At 69.9% G+C, this 22,891-nt stretch carries 17 protein-coding genes; 9 read left to right on the forward strand and 8 right to left on the reverse strand.

Features of this window, described 5'->3' with window-relative positions; genetic code table 11:
- Window positions 1–41: 41 nt before the first annotated feature.
- Window positions 42–719 carry a M23 family metallopeptidase gene (locus AB0N81_RS18800; RefSeq protein ID WP_365359575.1) on the reverse strand — a complete coding sequence of 226 codons (678 nt, stop codon included), beginning with the start codon at window positions 717–719 and terminating at the stop codon, window positions 42–44.
- Window positions 720–1,204: 485 nt separating this feature from the next.
- Between AB0N81_RS18800 and AB0N81_RS18805 the strand changes: the two genes are divergently transcribed.
- Window positions 1,205–4,396 carry an NACHT domain-containing protein gene (locus AB0N81_RS18805; protein WP_365359577.1) on the forward strand — a complete coding sequence of 1,064 codons (3,192 nt, stop codon included), beginning with the start codon at window positions 1,205–1,207 and terminating at the stop codon, window positions 4,394–4,396.
- Between the two features lie 17 nt (window positions 4,397–4,413).
- A complete protein-coding gene (locus tag AB0N81_RS18810) occupies window positions 4,414–7,509 on the forward strand; it encodes an NACHT domain-containing protein (protein WP_365359579.1) in 3,096 nt (1,031 codons plus the stop codon).
- Here the strand turns inward: AB0N81_RS18810 and AB0N81_RS18815 are convergent.
- Window positions 7,499–7,927 carry an ATP-binding protein gene (locus AB0N81_RS18815; RefSeq protein ID WP_365359581.1) on the reverse strand — a complete coding sequence of 143 codons (429 nt, stop codon included), beginning with the start codon at window positions 7,925–7,927 and terminating at the stop codon, window positions 7,499–7,501. The genes AB0N81_RS18810 and AB0N81_RS18815 overlap by 11 nt on opposite strands.
- Window positions 7,928–8,239: 312 nt before the next feature.
- On the opposite strand from AB0N81_RS18815, the gene AB0N81_RS18820 reads away from it, so the two are divergent.
- The 6 genes from AB0N81_RS18820 (at window position 8,240) to AB0N81_RS18845 (ending at window position 15,896) form a co-directional block, all read left to right on the forward strand.
- Window positions 8,240–9,142: a helix-turn-helix transcriptional regulator gene (locus tag AB0N81_RS18820; RefSeq protein WP_365359583.1), complete on the forward strand. Its 903-nt coding sequence runs from the start codon at window positions 8,240–8,242 to the stop codon at window positions 9,140–9,142.
- Window positions 9,139–9,330 (forward strand): DUF397 domain-containing protein, encoded by a 192-nt coding sequence (locus AB0N81_RS18825; RefSeq protein WP_365359585.1) that lies wholly within the window; start codon window positions 9,139–9,141, stop codon window positions 9,328–9,330. Before AB0N81_RS18820 ends, AB0N81_RS18825 begins: the two co-directional genes overlap by 4 nt.
- 22 nt (window positions 9,331–9,352) lie before the next feature.
- Entirely contained in the window at window positions 9,353–9,550 is a 198-nt protein-coding gene (locus AB0N81_RS18830) for a DUF397 domain-containing protein (RefSeq protein WP_365359587.1), read from the forward strand.
- 46 nt (window positions 9,551–9,596) lie between these two features.
- The gene (locus AB0N81_RS18835) at window positions 9,597–10,670 is read left to right on the forward strand and encodes a PDDEXK nuclease domain-containing protein (RefSeq protein ID WP_365359589.1); all 1,074 of its coding nucleotides are present in this window, start codon (window positions 9,597–9,599) and stop codon (window positions 10,668–10,670) included.
- Between the two features lie 63 nt (window positions 10,671–10,733).
- Window positions 10,734–13,280 (forward strand): NACHT domain-containing protein, encoded by a 2,547-nt coding sequence (locus AB0N81_RS18840; RefSeq protein WP_365359591.1) that lies wholly within the window; start codon window positions 10,734–10,736, stop codon window positions 13,278–13,280.
- A 51-nt stretch (window positions 13,281–13,331) separates the two neighbouring features.
- A complete protein-coding gene (locus AB0N81_RS18845; protein ID WP_365359593.1) occupies window positions 13,332–15,896 on the forward strand; it encodes an NACHT domain-containing protein in 2,565 nt (854 codons plus the stop codon).
- Between the two features lie 124 nt (window positions 15,897–16,020).
- Here AB0N81_RS18845 and AB0N81_RS18850 read toward each other — a convergent pair whose 3' ends face one another.
- On the reverse strand, window positions 16,021–18,549 hold the full coding sequence (locus AB0N81_RS18850) for an ATP-dependent Clp protease ATP-binding subunit (RefSeq protein ID WP_365359595.1): 2,529 nt from the start codon (window positions 18,547–18,549) through the stop codon (window positions 16,021–16,023).
- A gap of 441 nt (window positions 18,550–18,990) precedes the next feature.
- Here AB0N81_RS18850 and AB0N81_RS18855 point away from each other — a divergent pair, with 441 nt between their 5' ends.
- Window positions 18,991–19,596: an SCO3374 family protein gene (locus AB0N81_RS18855; RefSeq protein ID WP_365359597.1), complete on the forward strand. Its 606-nt coding sequence runs from the start codon at window positions 18,991–18,993 to the stop codon at window positions 19,594–19,596.
- On the opposite strand, the gene AB0N81_RS18860 is transcribed toward AB0N81_RS18855, so the two are convergent.
- The 5 genes from AB0N81_RS18860 to AB0N81_RS18880 all read right to left on the reverse strand — a co-directional run bounded on the left by AB0N81_RS18860 (window position 19,575) and on the right by AB0N81_RS18880 (window position 22,196).
- Window positions 19,575–19,913: an Lsr2 family protein gene (locus AB0N81_RS18860; RefSeq protein ID WP_365359599.1), complete on the reverse strand. Its 339-nt coding sequence runs from the start codon at window positions 19,911–19,913 to the stop codon at window positions 19,575–19,577. The genes AB0N81_RS18855 and AB0N81_RS18860 overlap by 22 nt on opposite strands.
- 226 nt (window positions 19,914–20,139) lie before the next feature.
- A complete protein-coding gene (locus AB0N81_RS18865; RefSeq protein ID WP_365359601.1) occupies window positions 20,140–20,736 on the reverse strand; it encodes an amino-acid N-acetyltransferase in 597 nt (198 codons plus the stop codon).
- Between the two features lie 9 nt (window positions 20,737–20,745).
- Window positions 20,746–21,144 (reverse strand): BlaI/MecI/CopY family transcriptional regulator, encoded by a 399-nt coding sequence (locus tag AB0N81_RS18870; protein ID WP_365359603.1) that lies wholly within the window; start codon window positions 21,142–21,144, stop codon window positions 20,746–20,748.
- 186 nt (window positions 21,145–21,330) lie between these two features.
- Window positions 21,331–21,507: a hypothetical protein gene (locus AB0N81_RS18875; protein WP_365359605.1), complete on the reverse strand. Its 177-nt coding sequence runs from the start codon at window positions 21,505–21,507 to the stop codon at window positions 21,331–21,333.
- Window positions 21,508–21,521: 14 nt separating this feature from the next.
- A complete protein-coding gene (locus tag AB0N81_RS18880; protein WP_365359607.1) occupies window positions 21,522–22,196 on the reverse strand; it encodes a hypothetical protein in 675 nt (224 codons plus the stop codon).
- Between the last annotated feature and the right edge of the window lie 695 nt (window positions 22,197–22,891).

Consider the following 22,891-nt stretch of genomic DNA (forward strand, 5'->3'; position numbering starts at 1 on the left):
CGGCGGTCGGGCCGGACCTTTACGTCAGACCTTCACGCCAGTCAGACCTTCACGCCCACCGAGCCGAGGAAGGCGACGGGGTCGACGGCCGAGCCGTAGTTCGGGGTCGTGCGGATCTCGAAGTGCAGGTGCGGGCCGCTGGAGTTTCCGGTGTTGCCGGAGAGGGCGATGCGCTGGCCGGTGCCGACGGCCTGGCCCACCCGGACGTCGACCTGCGAGAGGTGCGCGTACTGGGAGTACGTGCCGTTGCTGTGCTTGATCACGACGGCGTTGCCGTACGCGGGACCGTCACCGGCGCCGTTCGGGCCCGCCTTGACGACGGTGCCGCCGTGCACGGACTCCACCGCGGTGCCGACCGGCACGGCGAAGTCCTGGCCGGAGTGCTTCTGGGACCACATGTTGCCGCCGAGGCCGAAGCTCGCGGAGAGCGTGTAGTTGTTGACCGGGTCGACCCAGGCGGCGGCCTTGGCGGCAGCGGCCTTCTTCACGTCGGCGGCCTTCTTCGCCTGGGCGTCGGCCTTCTTCGCCTGCGCGTCGGCCTGCGCCTTGACGGAGTTCACGGCGACGCCGGGCAGCGCGCCACCGCTCTTGGCGTCCCCAGCGGCGACCGAGACCCCGGCCCCGAGGGCCGCCGAGGCTCCGAGGCCGACGGCGATGACGGCCGCACGCGTACGGAACATCGACGGGCCGGGACGGTGGGACTTGGTGCGCTTGAGCATGAGGATGTCCTCCGGAGTGTGACGGCTGGGCCGACTGAGGGGGGCATGTGGAGACCCGGCAGGCGGGCAGCGGGTGAGTCACCCACGACCGCGCTTCGCCGGGTCGGCCATCCCTTGGTAACCCCCACTCCGGTCGGGGCCCAAAACGCCCATCTACTACGTAAAGCCGTAGCTGGACGCCGGTATTTAGCCCTCTTGACACCCTCAAATCCGGACATTTACCCCAGGCTCACGGGGCTGCGCTTTCTCCCTCCGCCCGGGTTTAACCCCACGTCGAGTGGGCAACCTGGGCCTACTCACGGCGGCAACCCGCCCGGCACCCCCCGACGCGACACAGGTCCCGGAGGTTGCGGGCCGAAGGTCCCGACCCCCGCTCCGGCGGTTTCCACTATTCCGCCTAGTACCGGCCGAAACCCCTGTGCGTCATGTCACCGGCCCGCGAGATCCACCCCACCGCGAATGTGACCCGCACTACGCTCACGCCCATGGATCCCGCGGTCGTCGGCACCCGCCTGGCATCGAGCGCCATCGCCCCACTGATCAAGAAGCTCTTCGTGCGGGAGGGCCCGGGCGCGGGCCTGGTCGACAAGCCCGTACGGCTGTCCTCGCTGGTGTCGTTCACGGGCGAGAAGCGCACGCTGTCCCAGCAGGACCTGCGCAAGCTCGTACGGGAACTGGTCGGCCGGGCCGCCCGGGAAACCCATGAGCAGCCGATGGACGACATCGAGCCGGACGCCCTCACGGACGCACTGGAGCTGACCCTCTACGCGCTCCCGGAACTGGACCTCGACGACGTCGGAGCGGTGCGCCTCGGCCACAGAAGGCTCGCCGACAAGCTGTACGAGCGGGCCGGCGGCCGTCAGCTCGTGCGCTTCCTCAGCCGGGACACCGTCTCCCTGTACTCCCGGCTCCTGGAGAGCGCCTGCCTCCACATCCTGCACTTCCTCACGCAGCGCTCCACCTTCGTCGCCCGCTCACTCGTCGAGCAGAGCAGACAGCTCGACGAGCTGATCACCCGCACGGACATCCTCATCCAGCGCCTCTCCGACCGGTCCGCGGAGGACGCCGGATTCGAGCGGCGCTACGAGGAGTACGTCGCGAAGAAGCACAGCCATCTCACGATCTACGGCATCGACCTCGACGAGTGCCGCGACTGGCCCCTGGACACCGCCTACCTCAGCCTCCGCGCGTCCCGGAACGCCGACCACCATCCCGTCGGCGACGGCGCCTTCGCGGCGGAGAGCCGCGACGGGCTCCCGCTGTCCGAGAGCTGGACCCCGCCCCTCTCCCAACCGGTCGAGGGAGCGTTCGCGGGCGACAAGCGGGTCCTGCTGCGCGGCGCCGCCGGATCGGGCAAGACCACGCTGGTGCAGTGGCTGGCGGTCACCACCGCCCGCCAGGACCGGCTCACGGGCGAACAGGCCCACCTCATCGGACGTGTGCCGTTCGTCCTGCCGCTGCGCACGCTCACGCGCGGCGGCGCGTCCTTACCCGCTCCGGCCGACTTCCTGGGCGCGGCCGGCGCCGCGCTCGCCTCCGCCCAGCCCGCCGGCTGGGCCGACCGCGTGCTGTCCGCGGGCCGGGCCCTCATGCTGATCGACGGCATCGACGAGGTCCCCGAGGAGGAACGCGAACGCACCCGCCGCTGGCTCCGCGACCTGCTCTGCGCCTACCCGGGCAACCTCTGGCTGGTCACCTCACGCCCCTCGGCCGTACGCGAGGACTGGCTCGGCAGCGAGGACTTCACCGACCTCACCCTCTGCGAGATGAGCCACGAGAACATCCGCGTCTTCATCCGTCGCTGGCACGAGGCGGCCGACGCGGACCCGGCTCTCGGCGACGCCCTCCTGGAGGAGGTACGTACCAAGCAGGACCTCGGCAGGCTCGCCACCAACCCCCTGATGTGCGCCCTGATCTGCGCGCTCCACCGGGAGCGCCGAGGCTTCCTGCCCCGGGGCAGGAAGGCGCTGTACGACGCCGCGCTCTCGATGCTCCTGGAGCGCCGCGACCGCGAGCGCGACATGGCGGCGGAGCTGGACGAGGAGTCCCAGATCGAGCTGTTGCAGCGGCTCGCCTACTGGCTCATCCGCAACGGCCGCTCGGAGATGGACCGCGCGGACGCCGTGAACCAGCTGGAGAGGCTGCTGCCGTCCATGCCGCATGTCGCCGCGCAGGGCACGGCCGAGGAAATCCTGCGCCATCTCCTCGACCGCTCGGGGCTGCTGCGTGAACCCGGCGCGGGGGCCGTCGACTTCGTGCACCGCACCTTCCAGGACTACCTGGGGGCGCGGGCGGCGGTGGAGGAGCGCGACTTCGACCTGCTGGTCCGGCACGCGCACCTGGACCAGTGGGAGGACGTGGTCCGCATGGCCGTCGCGCACGCGCGCCCCGACGAACGGGTGCGGTTGCTGCGGGGCCTGATGAAGCGGGGCGACAAGCAGCCGGAGCACCGGGTACGGCTGCACCTGCTGGCCATGGCATGCCTGGAGCACGCGGCGAAGCTGGATCCCGAGGTGCGGGGGAAGGTGGAGCGGCGGGCGGCGGAACTGATCCCTCCGCAGAGCTATAAGGAGGCGCAGAAGCTGGCCGAACTGGGGCCCATTGTCTTGGAGTTCCTGCCCGGCCCCGACGACGAGGCGAGCGAGCAGGAAGCGGCCTACGTCATCAGTACGGCGGGCCTCGTCGGCGGCGACGCCGCGCTGCCGTGCCTGGTGAAGTACCGGGACCACGCGAGCCCCGCCGCCCGCCACCAACTCGGCTCCCACTGGGACCGCTTCGATACGGAGACCTACGCGCGGGAAATCATCAGCCACCTGCGGGACAAGCCCGGCGCGACGATCCTGGTCCGCTCGCACGCCGAACTCGCCGCGCTGAGCCGTCTGGGCGGGCATACGCACATCGACTTGGTGGGCGACTTCACTGCCGACCAGATAGTCGACGCTCTGGGAGACGTGGAGTTGGAGCGGCTCACCCTCTCCGGCAACGGCGTGATCGACGACTTGGAGTTCGTCGGCCGGTACCGGAACCTGAAACGCCTCGGCCTGCTGAGGTGCCCCGCCGTCTCCTCACTCGCGCCTGTGACCGAACTCCCCCTCAGCGAACTGATCCTCGCCGGCGTTCCTCAACTCGACCTGAGACCGCTACGGGCGCTCGACCAGCTCACCCTCCTCAGCGTACGGATGGAGCCCGAGTGGCCGGTCCTTGATCTCATGTCGGACGACGCTCCGCTGGATTGCGTCTTCCTGCCCAAAAACACGGCGGGTCTTTCGGCCCTCGGAAAGTTCACCTCCCTCAGGCAGATCGGCCTGGATCTGGACGTTCCACCCACCGACGAGGACTGGCGGGTGCTGGCGGGCCTGAGAGGCCTGAGGCACCTCAGTCTGAGCCCCGAAGAGCTGGCGAGCCTGGCGGCGAGCGGAGTCCGACTCCTCGCGCAGGGCCACGTCACGATCCTGGCCCACGGCGCCGGGTGCGATCTACGACAGGCCGTCGAGGCGCTCCCGTCGATGACCCACCTGAACGTCCACGAGCCGGACACGATCGACCTGGCTCCCTTACGAGCCCACCCCCACCTGCGGCACGTCACCGTGACGCAGCCCTCCGAGACCCCCGACCCCGCCCAACTCCCCGACTCCGTAAAGCTGATCGTCGACGGACGCCCGGTCCCACGCCCCTGACCTACTACGCTCACACCATGGATCCCGCGGTCATAGGCACCCGCCTGGCATCGAGCGCCGTAGCCCCCCTGATCAAGAAGCTCTTCGTGCGGGACGGCCCGGGCGCGGGCCTGGTCGACAAACCCGTGCGGCTCTCCTCGCTCGTGTCGTTCAAGGGCGAGAAGCGCGCGCTGGGCGAGCGGGACGTGCGGCGGCTCGCGGAACGGCTCGTGACGGCGTCCCTGGGCTCACCCGGCGAGCGCACTTTCCCCCCGGACGAGGCGCAGGCGGTCACCGACGCCCTGACCCGGGTACTGCTCGCACTCGGCGACCTCGACATGGACGACGTCCAGGCGGTCCGCCTGGGCCACGAGAAGCTGGCCCGCAAGCTGCTGCACGCGGCACCGGACTCCCGGCTCTCCGCGGACGCCTCCTTCTACCTCGACTCGGTCACCGAGTGGGCCTGCCTGCACATCCTGCAGTTCTTCACGCAGCGCTCCACGTTCGTCGCGGCGACGCTGGTCGCGCAGAGCCGGGGGCAGGACGAACTGATCGCGAAGGTCGACGAGCTGATCTCCCGCAGGCCGGTCTCCGGGGCGGAGGACTCCGCCTTCGAGCGTGGCTACCGCGCGTACGTCGCCAAGAAGCACGGCAAGCTGACGATCTTCGGCATCGATCTGGCGGACTCCCCGGGGAAGTGGCCGCTGGACGCGGCCTACATGTCGTTGGAGGCGGTGGCGCCCGGGCGCGTGGCGTCGGCCCGCTATCAGGCAGGAGCGGAGTACCACACGGAGGAGGTGGAGATCGTCGAGCTCACTCCCCCGCTCCCCGCCGACCAGGCTCTCGCCACCCATGACCGGGTCCTCCTCCGGGGCGAGGCGGGCTCCGGAAAGACGACGCTCGTGCAGTGGCTCGCGGTGAGCGCGGCGCGCGGGGCCGTGGCTGTCTCCTCGGACACCATGGCGTACCTGGACGACCGCATTCCGTACGTCCTCCCCTTGCGCACCCTCACCCGCCACGGCGAGCGCCTGCCCGCCCCCGCGGACTTCCTCGCCTCCGTGGGTTGCCCCCTCGCGGGGACCCAGCCGAAGGGATGGGAGGCGCGCGTCCTGGCGGCCGGCCGTGCCGTCGTCCTGATCGACGGCATCGACGAGATCCCGGAGACGGAGCGTGCCCGGACCCGGGCCTGGCTGAGCGACCTCATCGACGCGTTCCCCGGCAACCGCTGGCTGGTGACGTCGCGCCCCTCGGCCGTACGGGAGGCCTGGCTCACCGAGGAGGGGTTCACGGAGCTGACGCTCGCCGCGATGCGGAAGGCGGAAGTGGCGGCGTTCATCGAGCGCTGGCACGCGGCCGCGGCCACGGGGGCCCCGGACGAGGATGCCGCGCTGGCCGCGTACGAGACGCAGCTCCTGGAGGCGGTCCGCACCAAGCCGGACCTGGGACGTCTCGCCACCAATCCCCTCATGTGCGGTCTGATCTGCGCGCTGCACAGGGACCGGCGGGGCTTCCTGCCGCTGGGCCGCAAGGATCTCTACACGGCGGCTCTCTCCATGCTTCTGGTACGCCGGGACCGTGAGCGCCACATGGCGGTCCCGGAGTTGCGGGAGGAGCCGCAGCTGCAACTGCTCCAGCGGCTCGCGTACTGGCTGATCCGCAACGGGCGTACGGTGATGGACCGTTCGCGCGCGGAGGCCATCATCGCGGACGCGCTGCCCTCGGTGCCGGAGCTGGCCCCGCTCGGCGACGCCGGAGCGGTCTACACCCACTTCCTGCACCGCAGCGGCCTCCTCCGCGAACCCGGCCCGGACACCGTCGACTTCGTCCACCGCACGTTCCAGGACTTCCTCGGCGCGCGGGCCGCGGTCGACGAGGGCGACTTCGGAGTACTCGCACAGCACGCCGCCGACGACCAGTGGGAGGACGTCATCCGCATGGCGGTGGCACAGGCGCGGCCGCGCGAACGGGCGGAGATCCTGGACGACTTGCTCACGCACGGGGACCGCCACCCGGAGGAGCGGGCCCGCAAGCGGCTCCATCTCCTGGCGGCGGCCTGCCTGGAACACGCGGCGGAGCTGGCGCCTACGGTGCGGGAGGAGGTGCAGCGGCGGACGGCGGCGCTGATTCCGCCGCGGAGCGCTGCGGACGCCCGCGACCTCGCGGAGGCCGGGCCCGTGGTGATCGACCTGCTCCCCGGGCCGGAGGGACTGACCGACGACGAGGCCCGGAACGTGACGATCACAGCCACCCGCATCCGGTCGGATGCGGCGATCCCCTTCCTCGCCCGCTTCGTACGGCACCCGAGTCTCGCCGTGCGCAGCCAGCTGATGTGGGGGTGGCAGCGGTACGACTGTCGCGCGTACGCCGAGCAGGTCATCGCCCACCTCGACGACGGGCAGACACACTTCACGATCCTCAACGACGAGCAGGCGGCGGAAGTGGAGCGGTTGAGGTTGCGCCCGAAACACCTGGACCTTCGCGCGGGAGTCTCCCCGCGAGCCGCCTCCCGGCTGCTCGTGGCCTGCGTGCCCACGTTCCTGATGCTCCAGATCCCTCCGCCCCGTCTCGCCCCGGAAGCGCTGGCCTTCCTGCACGACCTCACCGCACTGCGCGTCTTCGACGTCGACGAGCCCTGGGCTCTCTCCCTGTTCCCCTCCGACGCGCCCCTGCACTCCCTGGGGTTCTTCGACTCCGTCGACAGCCTGACCGGCATCCACCACATGGAGGTGTGGCGGGAGTTGAAGTGGGTCATCTTCGGCGCCTCCGCCTCGGAACGCCTCGACGCCCCCGAGCGGTGGGAGGCCCTCACCCGCCTCCCCCACCTCGCGCAGCTGACCATGTCGTCCGACAGCCTCGCGGCCGCACCTCCCGGACTGGCCCTGCCCGGCGTCACAGAGCTGCAGGTGTTCCCCAAGGGCCGATGGGACGACGCGATGGCCCGCCTCGTGACGCTCGTGCCCGGGCTCGTCGACGTGGACGTACTCACGCCTCCGGGCCACGAATCGCTCGACGTCACCCCCCTGGTCGGCCTCCCGTCCCTCACCCGCCTGCGGGCCCCCGCCCCCACCACCACGGGTCTGGAAGCCCTGCCCGGCCGCGTCGAGGTGTCCACGTACGACCCCCTCACCGATTGAGCTGAAACCACACTCCTTTGCCCACGCTCGCGGGCGTCACCCCGCACACGTCGGACAGCGCGGTCACGAGGAACAGTCCACGTCCGCCCTCCTCCTCCGCATCGGGCCTGCGGGGCGCCGGCAGTTGGTCGCCGCCGTCATACACGGCGATGCGTACGTGGGTGGCGGCGACGACGGCTCTCAGGTGGACGTCGCTCTTCGTGTGCTGGTGCACGTTGGTCACCAGTTCGGAGGTGCAGAGAGCGGCGGTGTCCCCGAGGTGGCCGAGACCGAGGGTCTCCAGGGTGCGTTGTACGAAGTCGCGGCAGATCTTGGGGGAGTGGGGGTTGCCGGGGGTGAACAGGGTGTAGGTCTCGGGGGGTGACGGTAGTTCGGGCTCGCGCCCGTCCGACTTGAGGGCATGCGCGGGTACGCCCATGAGACGCCTCCATGGCGTTGGGTCGCTGCTTCGACTGATGGATGACCGGCCCCACGTGGCCCGGCCACAGTGGCCTACCGCCCCTCGCGGGCAACCCCCCGTCCGGCACGGGGGGTTGGATCGGGCGGTGCGCTTCTGGGGGCGGGCGGGGCGGTTTGCTGCGTCGACAGCGAGGCTTCCGGCATGGTTGCGTGAGCGCCGCCTCACTCAACGTAAGGAGTAGGCGTCACTAGTGCAACCTTCTTTCCTCAATCGGTGGAAGCTTCACTCCTGAGGCGGCAAACTGAGCCCGAACTCCCGGGAGGACCAGCCTTGGCACTACGGCTGCACATCACCGAGCGCCAGCGACGGCTCGGCGTCGAGCTCCGAAAGCTGCGCGAGAACGCGGGGCTCAACCTCATCGAGGCGGCGGCCCTGATCGGCGTGGGACGACCCCACATGACGCACATTGAGGCGGCCAGAACCGGTATCTCCACGGAGCGCCTCCGCACCCTTGCGACCGAGTACGGGTGCACTAGTGGGACGTACGTTGACGAGCTGGTGCGCTTGGCGGAGAGCAACGGCAAGGGCTGGTGGTCCGACTACCGCAAGGTGCTGCCACAACAGTTTCTGGACGTTGCCGAGCTGGAGGATCGAGCGACCAGCATCGCGAGTTACGAGACGCTGCTCATCCCCGGCCTGCTCCAGACCAAGTCGTACATGCGCACGCTCTTCCAGAACGCTCGGCCCGGTGCTCTACCCGCCGAGATCGATACCCTGGTGCGCTTTCGCCTGGCACGCCAGCACATCCTCACCGGTGCACAGCCGCCTCAGCTGCATGTCGTCATCCATGAGGCCGCGCTACGCATGGTCGTCGGCAGCTCTCAGATCATGCGCGCCCAACTTGCACATCTGATCCGCAGCTCCGCCGATCCGCATGTCACGATTCAGATCCTGCCGTTCGACCAGGGGACACAGGCGTGGCGCAGCGCCCCGTTCCTGCTCCTCTCCCCGGGAGTGCAGGGGCTGGAAACGGTCTTCGTCGAACACCCCGCCGCCGGAATGACCCTGCACGACGGCGAGACGATCTCCCAGTACCAATCGACCATCACCGCCCTGGGGGACAGCGCGCTGGCTCCCATCGTGAACGAGACCTCACCGGTCCGACCCGAGGACCGCGACTCCCTGGGCCTCGTCCAGCACATCCACTACACCCACAGCGGAGCCCACCGATGAACGAACTCAGCTGGCAGAAGTCCTCCTTCAGCGAAGGAGCAGGCGTCAACTGCGTCTACGTAGCCGCCGGTCCCACCGGGCGGATCCACCTCCGAGAGAGTGACGAACCCACCACCATCCTCACCACCACCCCCAAAGCCCTCTCCGCCCTCCTGCACACCCTCACCACGCGCCTGCCAACATCTTGAATCCCTCCTAGGAGGCCCAGGCATGAGCACCCTCCACTGGCAGAAGTCCTCCTTCAGCGGCGACCAGGCCAACTGCGTCTACGTAGCCGAAAGCCCCACCGGCCAGATCCACCTCCAAGAGAGCGACGCCCCCGACACAACCCTCTCCACCCACCCCACCGCCTTCGCCGCCCTGATATGCGCCCTCACCTCGTCCGACCGCACCGTTCGGGTGACGTGACCCCAATCGTCCCCGGGGCAAGGCGCCCTGCGAGATCGTCGGCGCCATGAGCAAGAACACCGAGGCCAGAGCAGCGATCCCCGCGCAGCAGAACGACCTGCCTTCCTGGTACGGCGACCTCCTGAGCGAGATCAAGGGGGCCGTGTCCGGCGCACAAACCCGCGCCCAACGGGCCGTCAACACCGAACTGATCCAGCTGTACTGGGAGATCGGGCACCTCATCCTTGACCGGCAGGCACAGGAGGGGTGGGGCGCAAAGGTCGTCACCCGCCTGGCCGCTGACCTGAAGGCGGCCTTCCCGAACCAGCGCGGGTTCTCCCGGAGCAACCTGATGTACATGCACAAGATGGCCCGGACCTGGCCAGGCCCAATTGTCCAACAGCCTGTTGGACAATTGCCCTGGGGACACATCACCGTCCTCATGACCAAGCTGGACACCCCGTCGGAGCTGGACTTCTACGCCACCCAAGCCGTCCGCAACGGCTGGTCCCGCGCGATCTTGGACCGCTTCATCCACCAGGGACTGCACCTCACCCAGGGCGCCGCCGCCAACAACTTCGCGGCGACCGTGCCGGACGGCTCCGACGTCCTCAAGGAGCTGGTCCGGGACCCGTACCGCCTCGACTTCCTCGGTCTCGACAAGCATCACGCCGAGCGCGAGCTGGAGACGGCCATCGTCGACGGGATGATCCGGTTCCTTACGGAGCTCGGTGTCGGCTTCGCCTTCGTGGGGCGTCAGTACCCCGTCGTCATCGGCGGCGACGAATTCCGTATCGACCTGCTCTTCTACCACCTCAAGCTGCACCGCTACTTCGTCTTCGAGCTCAAGACGAAGGACGTGCGCCCCGAGCACATCGGCAAGCTCAACTTCTACGTGAGCGTGGTCGACCAGATGGTGCGCGAGCCGGAGCGGGACGACGCGACGATCGGCTTCCTCATCGGAGCCCGCCACAACAAGGCAGCCGTTCAGCTGGCCCTCGACGCCAGCAACAACCCCATGGCAGTCACGTCCTACTCCACGCTCGCCCCAGCGGAGCGTGAGCTGATCCCCACCGAGGAGGACCTGTCCCGGGTCGTCCAGGAAGCCATCGACAGTATCGACGGCATCGAGCAGGCGTAGGTCGGCCGACTCCTTGGCTCTTAACCCCCCGTACAGGGAGGCCCGTTGGCCTACCCTCAACTCATGGTCGACCCCGCAACCCTAGGCGCCCGCCTCGCCTCCAGCGCCGTCGCTCCCCTCGTGAAGAAGCTCTTCGTGAAGGACCAGCCGGGCGCGGGCCTCGTCACCAAGCCGGTGCGGATTTCGGGGCTCGTGTCGTTCCGGGGCGAGAAGCGCGACGTCACGCCGAAGGACGTCGAGAAGATCGCGGAGGAACTCGTCCGAAGGGCGCTGAAGGCCGCGGGGCCCGGCGAGCGGCCCGTGGACGCCGCCGAGGCCGTCGCCGTCAAGCACGCCCTCGCGCAGTCGCTCACGGTGCTGGGCACTCTCACCATCGAGGACTACGAAGCGGTGGCCCTCGGCCCCGAGCAGTTCGCCCGCAGGCTCCGGGAGCGTACGACGGTCTCCGTCCACGGGCTCAGCGCCGACGGCGAGGCCCTGTACGACCAGCTCCTCCACACCGCCTCCCTCCACATCCTGAACTTCTTCACGCAGCGCTCCACGTACATCGCCCGGCAGCAGACCTCGCAGAGTCAGCAGCTCGCGCGGCTCGTCAAGGCCGTCGACGTACTCCTCGAACGGCTGCCGTCGCAGACGCGCGAGGACGCCGCGTTCGAGGAGCGGTACGCCTCGTACATCACCGCGCGCCACGGCACGCTCACCATCTACGGCCTCGATGTCTACGCCGGGACCAGCGAGTGGCCGCTCGACACGGCGTATCTGAGCCTGGAGGCGACGCGGGAGCGGCCCGGCGAGGGCGGCACCCAGGTGGCCGCCGAACGTGTGCTCGCCCAGCACGACCACGTGCTGCTGCGCGGCGTCGCCGGGTCCGGCAAGACCACCCTGGTCCAGTGGCTCGCGGTCACCGCGGCCGACCGGACGTACGAGCACGGGCTCACCCACCTCATCGGGCGCGTCCCGTTCGTGCTGCCGATGCGGCGGATCGTCCGGCCGGGCTCCGAACTCCCCATGCCCAGCGAGTTCTTGACCGCCGTCGGGTGCCTCGTCGCCGGGGAGGAGCCGCCCGGCTGGGTGAATCGCGTGCTGCGGGCGGGCCGCGGCGTGCTCCTCGTGGACGGGCTCGACGAGATCTCCGAGGACCGGCGCGAGTCCGCCAAGCGGTGGCTCCGCGATCTGACACGCGTCTTCCCCGGCAACCTCTGGCTCGTCACGACCCGCCCCTCCGCCGTCCCGGACAAGTGGCTGGGCACCACCGGCTTCGCCGAGCTCACGCTGTCACCGATGACTCGTGACGACGTCGAGACGTTCGTACGCCGCTGGCACCGAGCCGCGGGCGCCAACGAGGCCGTCGGGACCGCCCTCCTGCAGTCCGTGCGGGCCGCGTCCGAGCTGAACCGGCTCGCCACCAACCCGCTGATGTGCGGCATGCTCTGCGCGCTCCACCGCGAGCGGCGCGGCTTCCTGCCGCAGGACAGGAAGTCCCTGTACGAGGCGGCGCTGACGATGCTGCTCGAGCGCAGGGACGTCGAGCGGGACGTCACGGCCGTACGGCTCCCGTTCGCCATCCAGGTCCAGCTCCTCCAGAAACTCGCCTGGTGGCTGATCCGCAACAGCCGCTCGGAGATGGACGAATCGGATGCCGTGCGCATCCTCGGGGACGCCGCGCCCGCGATGAACATCGACGGCGGCGGCGAGGAGGTGTACCTCTGGCTCCTGCTGCGCTCGGGCCTGCTGCGGGAGCCGGCCGCCGGGCGCGTGGACTTCCTGCACCGCACGTTTCAGGACTATCTGGGCGCCCGTCTCGCCGTACAGGAGCTGGACTTCGACCTGCTCGTGAACCACGCGGACCGCACCGAATGGGAGGACGTCATCCTGCTGGCGGTCGCGCACGCGCGGCCCAAGGAGGCGGAGCGGATGCTGCAGCGGCTCGTACGGGCCGGTACCACACGCGGCAAGCTGCTCGCGGCGGCCGCGCTGCCCTACGCGGCTGAGGTGGCGCCGGGCGTGCGGCAGCTGGTGGAGACGGGAGTACGGTCGCTGATCCCGCCTCGGACGAGGCAGGACGCGTACGCCCTGGCGGAGGCGGGCGGCGATCTGGTGCTGAATCTGCTGCCCGGCCCCGACGAGGTCCGCGACGAGCTCGCCTCCCTGGTGCCGCTGGTGGCCGCCAAGATCGGCAGCGCCCCCGCCCTGCACTTCCTGAGCCGCTTCCGCGACCATCACGATCCGCGGGTGCAGCTGGTCCTGGCCTCGTCCTGGCCGGCTTTCGACCGCTGGCTCTACCTGCGGGAAATCCTCACGCACCTGTCCCGGCGCCCCACGGTCCTCGTGCACGGCCCGGAGGACCTGCGCGCCCTGCGCTCCATCGGTGGCTGGCCGGACATCCAGATCGTCGGCGCCTACCGCGCCGAGGACCTCACGGAGCTCATCGTGCCCGAACAGCTCACCCGTCTCACGCTGGACGCGGCACACCCTGTCGAGGGGCTCGCCTGGCTGTCGGCCTTCCCCCGTCTCTCCGAGGTCACCGTGCACTCGGAGGTGAGCGACACCGAAGCCCGACAGGTATCGCCTCATATTGAGCTCAACGTCCGCCCACCGAACCGTGATTGACCTACGGTTGACCCGACGCCAGCATCCGCGACCCCCAGGGACCCGATGCCCATGGAGCCCGTAGTACGCACCCCCTCGGCCCACACCATGCCCCTCGTACAACGGTTCTTCCGCGTCCCGCCCCGGCCCCCCACCACCCCCGAGCTGATCGCCGCCCTCACCACCTGGCGGGGCCCCGACGCCCCGGCGGGTCCTGACGACGTCCACCGCACCGCCGCCGACTTCATCCAGCTCGCCGCGGAGACGCACACCACACCGACCGCCGAGCTGCCCGAGGTCGCCGACGTCCTGACCCGCACCCTGCTCGCCGTCGGCGAGCTCGACCTCACCGACGCCGACGCCGTGCGCCTGGGACCGCAGGACTACGCGCGGCGGCTGCGCGGCGCCGTCCAGGGCGCGGACCGCGGACTGAGCCCCGACGCCGCCTGGTTCCACGACGAGTTGCTCGTCGCCGTCTGCCTGCACGTGCTGCACCACCTCGTGCGCCGCTCCCCGTACATCCAGCGCCACATGCCCGAGCGCGCCAGCCGCGTCCGTCAGCTCGTCGACCTCAACGACGCCGAGGTGGCGGCCGCCGCCCGGCGTAGCGAGCCCTCCCGGGAGGACGCCGAGTTCGAGGCCGCGTACGCGCAGGAGGTCGTGCGCCAGCACGGCTGGCTGACCATCGTCGGCGTCGACTTCGCACACGCGCCCGACCGCTGGCCCCTGGAGGACACCTATCTGAGCCTCCAGGCCGAGGAGAGCAGCGGCGGCCCGGTGGCGGGGGCGGGCGGGCAGCAGCGGACCGTGCTCCTCGCCGACCGGGCCCTCGAAGGGCACGAGCGGGTGCTGCTGCGCGGCGTCGCCGGGTCCGGCAAGACGACCCTCGTGCAGTGGCTCGCCGTGGCCGCCGCGCGCGAGGGCGCCCGCGTGCCGTTCGTCCTTCCCGTACGCCGCTTCGCCCGCGAGGGCTTCCCCTCCCCGGACGACTTCCTGCACGCCGTACGGCATCCGCTCGCCGACCGGGCGCCCGACGGGTGGGTCGTCCGCACCCTCCTCGCGGGCCGCGCCCTGCTCCTGGTCGACGGCATCGACGAGGCCCCCGAGGAGTCCCGCGGCGCCCTGCGCGGCCAGCTCCGCCGCCTCCTGCGCATCTTCTCCGGCACCGCCTGCCTGGTCACCTCACGGCCCTCCGCCGTGGAGGACGGCTGGCTCGCCCAGGAACGCCTCGCCGAGGAGGGGTTCACCGAGCTGTCCCTTGCACCGATGTCCCGCGACCAGGTCACCCGTTTCATCCGCGACTGGCACACCGCGGCGATGAGCGACGCCGGCCAGGACACCGACTCCCTCAAGGAGTACGAGCAGCGCCTCCTGCACTCCGTACGGATCTACCGCGAGCTGCGCCAGCTCGCCACCAACCCCCTGATGTGCGGCCTCATATGCGCACTCAACCGGGACCGCTCCGGCTCCCTGCCCAAAGGCCGCAAGGAGCTCTACGACGCCGCCCTGGAGATGCTCCTGCAGCGCCGCGACCCCGAACGCGACGTGCTGTACGCCGACGACGTACGGCTCCAGCAGGGCGCCCGCGAACTGCTCCTGCGCAAGCTCGCCCACGCCATGCTCGACGAGGGCCTCTCGGAGCTGCCGCGCCGCCGCGTCGTCGACGTCCTGGACCACGCGCTGCCCGCCATCCCCTCCGCCCGTGCCGCGGGCGACGGCGAGAAGATCTTCGTCCACCTGCTGCACCGCACCGGACTGCTGCGCGAGCAGGCGGGCGTCTCCGTCGACTTCATCCACCGCACCTTCCAGGACTACCTGGCCGCCAAGGAGATCGTGGCCCGCGGCGACCTCGACACCCTCGTCGACCACGCCCACCAGCCGGAGTGGGAGGAGGTCATCCGCATGGCCGCCGCCCACGCCCGCCCCGACGAATGCGCCCGCTTCCTGGAGCGCCTGCTGTCCGCCGCCCCCGGCCTGCGCCGCCCGCACGTCAACCACCGGCGCCTGATGGCCGCGGCCTGCCTGGAACACGTCAGCGAGCTGGACCCGGCCGTCCAGGAACTCGTCCACCGGCGTACGAAGAACCTCGTGCGCCCCACCACCGAACAGGGCGCCCGCAGCCTCGGCTGGGTCGGCCCCATCGTCCTGGAGCAGCTGCCCGACCCCGAGCAGGTCCCCGGCGACCAGCAGGCGCTGCTCCTCGCCATCACCGCGACCCGCGTCCAGGACGACGCGGCCATCGACTACCTCGCCCGGCTGCGCACCCGTACCTCGCTCGCCATCCGCACCGAGCTGGCCCGCCCCTGGCGCCACTTCGACACCGAGCGGTACGCACGCGAGATCATCGCCCACCTCGCCCCCGAGGGCCTGTACTTCCCCGTCTCCGACGCGGCCGAGCTCGCGGCCCTGCGCGGCCTCGGCGGGCGGCCCCGCATCCAGGTGGCCGGCGTCATGCGCACCGAGGAGCTCCTCGCGGGCCTGGTCCCCGACCGGCTCACGCACCTGTGGCTCAACGCGGAGCTGCCGGACCCGGACATGTCGTGGCTGGCCCGCTTCCCCGCCCTGCGCGTTCTGCGCGTCAATCCGCGTCTTCCGCGCGTGCGGAACGTACCGGAGGGCGTCTCGATCACGGCCTGAGGGCCACCCGGTCACGTACGCCACGTACATCGCGTACGTCATGTACTTCACGCACGGAAAAGGGGCTGCCCCGGAACCGTACGAAACGGTCCGGGGCAGCCCCTGTGAGCGCGCCCTGCGAGGGCTACGCCTCCTTGCTCAGGTTCGGGCCCGCGCCGCCACCGGCGGCCGACTCGATCGGCGGCACGTCGGGCAGTGCCGCCTTCTCCTCGCCACGGAAGGTGAACGTGGCGGTCTCGCCCTCGCCCTCCGTGTCGACGACCACGATGTGGCCGGGACGGAGCTCACCGAAGAGGATCTTCTCGGAGAGGGTGTCCTCGACCTCGCGCTGGATCGTGCGCCGCAGCGGACGCGCGCCGAGCACCGGGTCGTAACCCTTCTTCGCGAGCAGCTCCTTCGCGGACTGGGAGAGCTCGATGCCCATGTCCCGGTCCTTGAGGCGCTCGTCCACCTTGGTGATCATCAGGTCGACGATCTGGAGGATGTCGCCCTGGCTGAGCTGCGGGAAGACGACGACGTCGTCCACGCGGTTCAGGAACTCCGGGCGGAAGTGCTGCTTCAGCTCGTCGCTGACCTTGTTCTTCATCCGCTCGTAGTTGGACTTCGTGTCGCCCTGGGCCGCGAAGCCGAGGTTGAAGCCCTTCGAGATGTCACGGGTGCCGAGGTTGGTCGTCATGATGATGACCGTGTTCTTGAAGTCGACGACCCGGCCCTGGGAGTCGGTCAGACGACCGTCCTCCAGGATCTGCAGGAGCGAGTTGAAGATGTCCGGGTGGGCCTTCTCGACCTCGTCGAAAAGAACGACGGAGAACGGCTTGCGACGGACCTTCTCGGTCAGCTGACCGCCCTCTTCGTAACCCACGTAACCGGGAGGCGAACCGAAGAGACGCGAGACCGTGTGCTTCTCGCTGAACTCCGACATGTCGAGGGAGATCAGCGCGTCCTCGTCACCGAAGAGGAATTCGGCGAGCGCCTTGGACAGCTCGGTCTTACCGACACCGGACGGGCCCGCGAAGATGAACGAGCCACCGGGACGCTTCGGGTCCTTCAGACCCGCACGCGTACGCCGGATCGCCTTCGAGAGCGCCTTGACGGCGTCCTTCTGGCCGATGACGCGCTTGTGGAGCTCGTCCTCCATGCGCAGCAGGCGGGAGGACTCCTCCTCCGTGAGCTTGAAGACCGGAATGCCGGTCGCCGTGGCCAGGACCTCGGCGATCAGCTCGCCGTCGACCTCGGCGACGACATCCATGTCGCCGGCCTTCCACTCCTTCTCGCGCTTGGCCTTCGCGGCGAGCAGCTGCTTCTCCTTGTCGCGGAGAGAGGCCGCCTTCTCGAAGTCCTGGGAGTCGATCGCCGACTCCTTGTCGCGACGGACGCCCGCGATCTTCTCGTCGAACTCGCGGAGGTCCGGCGGCGCGGTCATCCGGCGGATACGCATCCGGGAACCGGCCTCGTCGATCAGGTCGATCGCCTTGTCCGGCAGGAAGCGGTCCGAGATGTACCGGTCGGCCAGGGTGGCGGCCTGCACCAGTGCCTCGTCCGTGATGGAGACGCGGTGGTGCGCCTCGTAACGGTCGCGGAGGCCCTTGAGGATCTCGATGGTGTGCGGCAGCGACGGCTCCGCGACCTGGATGGGCTGGAAGCGGCGCTCCAGCGCGGCGTCCTTCTCCAGGTGCTTGCGGTACTCGTCGAGCGTGGTCGCACCGATGGTCTGCAGCTCACCACGGGCCAGCATCGGCTTGAGGATGCTCGCGGCGTCGATCGCGCCCTCGGCGGCACCCGCACCCACCAGGGTGTGGAGCTCGTCGATGAACAGGATGATGTCGCCGCGGGTGCGGATCTCCTTGAGGACCTTCTTCAGGCGCTCCTCGAAGTCACCGCGGTAGCGCGAGCCTGCGACCAGCGCGCCGAGGTCCAGGGTGTAGAGGTGCTTGTCCTTGAGGGTCTCGGGCACCTCGCCCTTGACGATGGCCTGGGCGAGACCCTCGACGACGGCGGTCTTGCCGACGCCGGGCTCACCGATCAGGACCGGGTTGTTCTTCGTACGGCGGGACAGCACCTGCATGACCCGCTCGATCTCCTTCTCGCGCCCGATGACCGGGTCGAGCTTGGACTCACGAGCGGCCTGGGTGAGGTTCCGGCCGAACTGGTCGAGGACCAGGGACGTGGAGGGCGTGCCCTCGGCAGGACCGCCGGCGGTGGCGGTCTCCTTGCCCTGATAGCCGGAGAGCAGCTGGATGACCTGCTGCCGCACCCGGTTGAGATCGGCGCCCAGCTTGACCAGGACCTGGGCGGCGACGCCCTCGCCCTCACGGATCAGGCCGAGCAGGATGTGCTCCGTGCCGATGTAGTTGTGGCCCAGCTGAAGGGCCTCGCGGAGCGACAGCTCCAGGACCTTCTTGGCACGAGGGGTGAAGGGAATGTGCCCGGACGGAGCCTGCTGGCCCTGCCCGATGATCTCCTCCACCTGCTGGCGGACCGCCTCGAGCGAAATCCCGAGGCTCTCCAGGGCCTTAGCGGCGACACCCTCGCCCTCATGGATCAAGCCCAGGAGGATGTGCTCGGTGCCGATGTAGTTGTGGTTGAGCATCCGGGCTTCTTCCTGAGCCAGGACGACAACCCGCCGCGCGCGGTCGGTGAACCTCTCGAACATCGTTAATCGCTCCTCAGAGCGGTCAGGCAGTAAAGGGGTCGGTCCCCTCCCTGTCCTTCCGCAGCTTAGTCCCGCAAGCGGGGACCGCTCATTCCAACTGCCGACACCCGGCCCCCTTCGCAGGGGAAGTCCTGACCTCGAACGCCGACAACTGCTCCAACCCGATGGTGCGAGACGATGTTCCCGCAGGCCAGGCAGTTACCCCCACCATCACTACGCCGATGGCGAACGTGACATGCCCAGGACCGCGTGTCGCCCCCTCCCACTAGGGATGTCTTACCCGTAACGACTGACACTCCATGCGGCGTGCCCCGGTTCCCTCCGCTACGGGCGAACACCCTTGCGCCGCCGAACACGCCCTTACGCCCCCTTTCCGGACACGCAACGCATTCGAGCCGCCACAACGCGTAACCCCGGCGCCTTCCCGGCTGTTGCCCGGACATGGCCCCCACGGTTCCCCAGCCCCGAGTTCCTCAGCCCCGAGCCCCCTTCGAGCAGAGCGACCCGGTGCGGCAGTGGTACGAGAACGAGCTCGGCTGGGCGACCGCCCCCGAGCCCGGCCCGGTGCGGCTCCTGACGGGTCTGCGCTTCGACGTCCTGGAACTGCCTGCGGAGGCGGGTTTCGCGGCGCTGCGCCACCTCGGGCCGAAGGCGCCGGTGGCTCTGCGCGGGGAAACGATGCGGCTCCTGGTGAGTGCGGGCAGCGCGGAAGAGCTGCCGGGGCTGCTCGACTGGCTGGAGTGGGGACACATCCCCCTCGGTCTCACCGCGGTCGGGGCGGGCGGGCGGATGGACGCGCCCACTCCCCCGGGGTGGTCCGGCTCGCGGGGGGCCGCCGTCTGGCTGCGGCCCCCGGAGCCCGGCTGTGAGGTGGAGCCGACGCTGCCCGCGCTTCCGTCCCTGCCCGGGGTGGGGGGAGGAGGGACTGCGCTCCGCAGCGACCCCGCCGTGGGCTCCGGTCTCGTACGACTGGTGGACACGGCGGCGACGCAGTGCCACCGGGTCCGGCTGAGGCGTCGCAGCCGTCAGCCGTTGGCCTTCTCGTAGGCCTCGCGAATGGACGCGGGAACGCGGCCGCGGTCATTGACCTCGTAGCCGTTGTCCTTTGCCCAGGCGCGGATCGCGGCCGTGTCCTGGCCACCGCTCGCCGCGGCGGAACGCGCCTTGCCGCGACCGCTCGAACCGCGGCCTCCGGTGCGCCGACCTGCCTTGACGAAGTCCTCAAGGGCGCCACGGAGCTTGTCCGCGTTGGCCGTGGTGAGGTCGATCTCGTAGGACTTGCCGTCCAGCGCAAACGTCACGGTCTCGTCCGCCTCGCCACCGTCGAGGTCATCGACAAGAAGGACCTGAACCTTCTGTGCCACCGGATTTCCTTTCATCGATAACTGTGAGGCCGGGCCGCACGACGCACGCCGCCGATTCACCGGCCCCTGTTATATGCAGTACTGCAGTACGTCGGAAAGCAAACCGCTTTTGCCGGAAAAACACAAACCCCTGGGAGAGACCGGGGACCCCTAGAAGCCTGGAAACATGCGCGTTTCGGACATAGACGACCGGGGCAGGGGGCGGCCCGGAATACCGCCGTGACGATCACAGATGCAGAAGCATCCGGCTGTTGCCCAAGGTGTTCGGTTTCACTCGTTCGAGGCCGAGGAACTCCGCGACGCCCTCGTCATAGGAACGCAGGAGCTCGCTGTAGACATCTCCGTCGACCGGAGTCTCGCCGATCTCCACGAAGCCGTGCTTCGCGAAGAAGTCGACTTCGAAGGTGAGACAGAAAACCTTCCTGACGCCGAGCCAGCCGGCGGTCTGCAGCAACTTGCCCAACAGCTGATGTCCCACTCCGGCGCCCTTGACCTCGGGATTCACCGCGAGGGTGCGGACTTCCGCCAGGTCTTCCCACATCACGTGCAGAGCGCCGCAGCCTACCAACTCGGCGTTGTCGTCCCGTTCCGCCACCCAGAACTCCTGGATGTCCTCGTAAAGCGTCACCGTCGCTTTGTCCAGGAGGATGCGCTCGCGGACGTAGGAGTCGAGGAGGCGGCGCACGGCCGGCACATCGGAGGTTCGCGCCCTGCGGACGGAGACCGCTTTTGCGCTGAGTTCGCTGAGTTCGCTGCCTTCGCCGCCTTCGCTGCGTTCGCTGTGTGAGGGGGGTTCGGGGCGTTCGGGGACCTCTGCTGGCATGAGCGGACGCTATCGCTCTGCGCCACGCTCGACGGCGCCGGGGTTCTCCGGGCCTTGGACGATACGCATCGCGTCGCTCAGCGCTTCCCGCTGTTCCGCCGACATCATGCCGAAGAACGCGACGAGTGCGGCGGCCGGGTTGTCGCTCTGCGACCAGGCTTCGTTCATCAGTGCGGCTGCGTAGGCGGCACGAGTGGAGACCGCCTCATATCGATAGGCACGGCCTTCCGCTTCGCGGCGCACCCAGCCCTTCTGATGGAGATTGTCCAAAACGGTCATCACGGTGGTGTACGCGATGGACCGTTCCTGCTGAAGGTCTTCCAGGACTTCTCGAACGGTCACGGGGCGGTTCCACTTCCACACCCGCGTCATGACTGAGTCTTCGAGTTCTCCCAATGGACGAGGCACAGCAGAACAATAGTGGGAGACGTCACTATTGGCGTGATGCGTGAGGGACGTGGCGTACCTCTAATTCTGCAACAAAAAGGGCGTACGACTCGAATGACGCGGGAGTCGTACGCCGTGGGGCCGCGCGTGTACGCGGGGTGACCTCGGTGGTGCGGGTGGTGCTGGTGCGGGTTGACCGCGGTGGGGTCAGGCGCTGCCGGGCTTCGGGGTCTGGCCCGCCTCGGCGCGGGTGATCGCGGCGTCCACGGCCGCGTCCTCCTTGGCCTTGTTGGCGCCGCCCTGGGTCTTCACGATCGTCACGATGAGGCCCGTGAAGAACACGGCCATCACTACGGGGGGCACGAGCGCGGAAACGTAGTCCATGCCCCCCAGAGTAGCTAGCCCGCGACGAGCTGGTGCGGCGGGTCCGCGGGTGTCGCGGGGTTCGCTGGACTTGCGGGGCTCGCGGGACTTGCGGGACTTGCGGGGCTCGCAGGGCGTCGCTTCGGCGGGAAGACCTCTGCCGGGGTGGGGACGGGGCGGGGCGGCTCCGGGGTGGCCGGGCGGTGGAGCGGTTCCGCATGCAGGCCGCCGGGGAGGGCGAGGAGGCGGGTGCGGGGGCGGGTCCTGGTGCGGGTGCGGGGGTCGGCGGGGGCCGGGATCGGGACGGCGCGGCGCGCGAGACGGGCGCGGACGGCTCGTTCGGCGAGTGTGCGGCAGCGGTCGAGGAGGGCGGCCGCGGTGGGGTTGCCGCGCAGGGCGCGCAGGGCGGCGAGGTCGTCGGCGCCCGGCTGGTAGCCGGTGGCGAGGACGTCGTCGAGGAGGGCGAGGTAGCCGGGGGCTGTGCCGGGGAGGGCGGCCCGGTAGCGGGCGAGGTCGGCCACCAGGAAGGCGCGCAGTCGGGCGCCCTCGCGCATCGCTTCGTCGACCGATTCGGCGAGACGGAGGCAGTCCTGGACGTCCTCGTCGCGGACGGGGCTGGGGTGCAGGGCGAGGGCCAGGGCGCGACGGAGCACACGCAGCTCCTCCGCACCGAAGGCCATGCCGCCTCGGGATCCGTATGGCGTGGGCATGGACTGACGATACGCGCCAAACGGACAAAATCGGCTTAACGCCACTCTTGCTGGCGGGGGCGCCTTGGGCGGGGCGCCTTGGCTTCGTCTGTGGGGCGGGGCCGTGGGGGTATGTACGTACTCGCTATCCCTTCGCCACGCCTCAAGTCCAAAGACGCCAATGTTTCCTCGGTGCTCCGTGCGCACATACCCCCACGTCCCCTCGGGCCGGTTGCGCGACTGCCGGCCGGTGGAGGGCCACCCCTCTACTGCTCCTACCCCGGCAGGGCGTCGCGGGGAACACCCCATCCACCCGCCCCTACTCCCGGGGGGGGACGTCGCGGGGAACACCCCACCCACCCGCCCCTACTCCCGGGGGGGGACGTCGCGGGGAACACCCCACCCACCCGCCCCTACTCCCGCGGGACGTCGCGGGGCGAACGGGTGGGTGGGTGGGATACATCCGCCGCGAAGCGGCGGGCTTGGCGCCCCTACCCCGGGGGAACGTCGCGGGGCCCACCCACCCCCACCCCCGCCGGACATCACAGGGCCCCACCCACCCCCACTCCTGCCGGACATCGCGGGGTCCACCCACCCCACTCCCGCCGGACGTCACAGGGCCCACCCGCCCCCGCCCCCGCCGGACGTCACGGGGGTCCCGCCCGCCCCTACCCCCGCTGGACGTCGCGGGGTAAACGGGTGGGCGGGTGGGAGGT

This window comes from Streptomyces sp. NPDC093510 (genome assembly GCF_040683555.1).
Taxonomy (GTDB): Bacteria; Actinomycetota; Actinomycetes; order Streptomycetales; family Streptomycetaceae; genus Streptomyces.

What these genes read in the sequence shown, in the direction of transcription:
- AB0N81_RS18800 (WP_365359575.1), bottom strand. Translation starts at nt 719, where the DNA reads ATGCTCAAGCGCACCAAGTCCCACCGTCCCGGCCCGTCGATGTTCCGT.
- AB0N81_RS18805 (WP_365359577.1), top strand. Translation starts at nt 1,205, where the DNA reads ATGGATCCCGCGGTCGTCGGCACCCGCCTGGCATCGAGCGCCATCGCC.
- AB0N81_RS18810 (WP_365359579.1), top strand. Translation starts at nt 4,414, where the DNA reads ATGGATCCCGCGGTCATAGGCACCCGCCTGGCATCGAGCGCCGTAGCC.
- AB0N81_RS18815 (WP_365359581.1), bottom strand. Translation starts at nt 7,927, where the DNA reads ATGGGCGTACCCGCGCATGCCCTCAAGTCGGACGGGCGCGAGCCCGAA.
- AB0N81_RS18825 (WP_365359585.1), top strand. Translation starts at nt 9,139, where the DNA reads ATGAACGAACTCAGCTGGCAGAAGTCCTCCTTCAGCGAAGGAGCAGGC.
- AB0N81_RS18830 (WP_365359587.1), top strand. Translation starts at nt 9,353, where the DNA reads ATGAGCACCCTCCACTGGCAGAAGTCCTCCTTCAGCGGCGACCAGGCC.
- AB0N81_RS18835 (WP_365359589.1), top strand. Translation starts at nt 9,597, where the DNA reads ATGAGCAAGAACACCGAGGCCAGAGCAGCGATCCCCGCGCAGCAGAAC.
- AB0N81_RS18840 (WP_365359591.1), top strand. Translation starts at nt 10,734, where the DNA reads ATGGTCGACCCCGCAACCCTAGGCGCCCGCCTCGCCTCCAGCGCCGTC.
- AB0N81_RS18845 (WP_365359593.1), top strand. Translation starts at nt 13,332, where the DNA reads ATGGAGCCCGTAGTACGCACCCCCTCGGCCCACACCATGCCCCTCGTA.
- AB0N81_RS18850 (WP_365359595.1), bottom strand. Translation starts at nt 18,549, where the DNA reads ATGTTCGAGAGGTTCACCGACCGCGCGCGGCGGGTTGTCGTCCTGGCT.
- AB0N81_RS18855 (WP_365359597.1), top strand. Translation starts at nt 18,991, where the DNA reads ATGGCCCCCACGGTTCCCCAGCCCCGAGTTCCTCAGCCCCGAGCCCCC.
- AB0N81_RS18865 (WP_365359601.1), bottom strand. Translation starts at nt 20,736, where the DNA reads ATGCCAGCAGAGGTCCCCGAACGCCCCGAACCCCCCTCACACAGCGAA.
- AB0N81_RS18875 (WP_365359605.1), bottom strand. Translation starts at nt 21,507, where the DNA reads ATGGACTACGTTTCCGCGCTCGTGCCCCCCGTAGTGATGGCCGTGTTC.
- AB0N81_RS18880 (WP_365359607.1), bottom strand. Translation starts at nt 22,196, where the DNA reads ATGCCCACGCCATACGGATCCCGAGGCGGCATGGCCTTCGGTGCGGAG.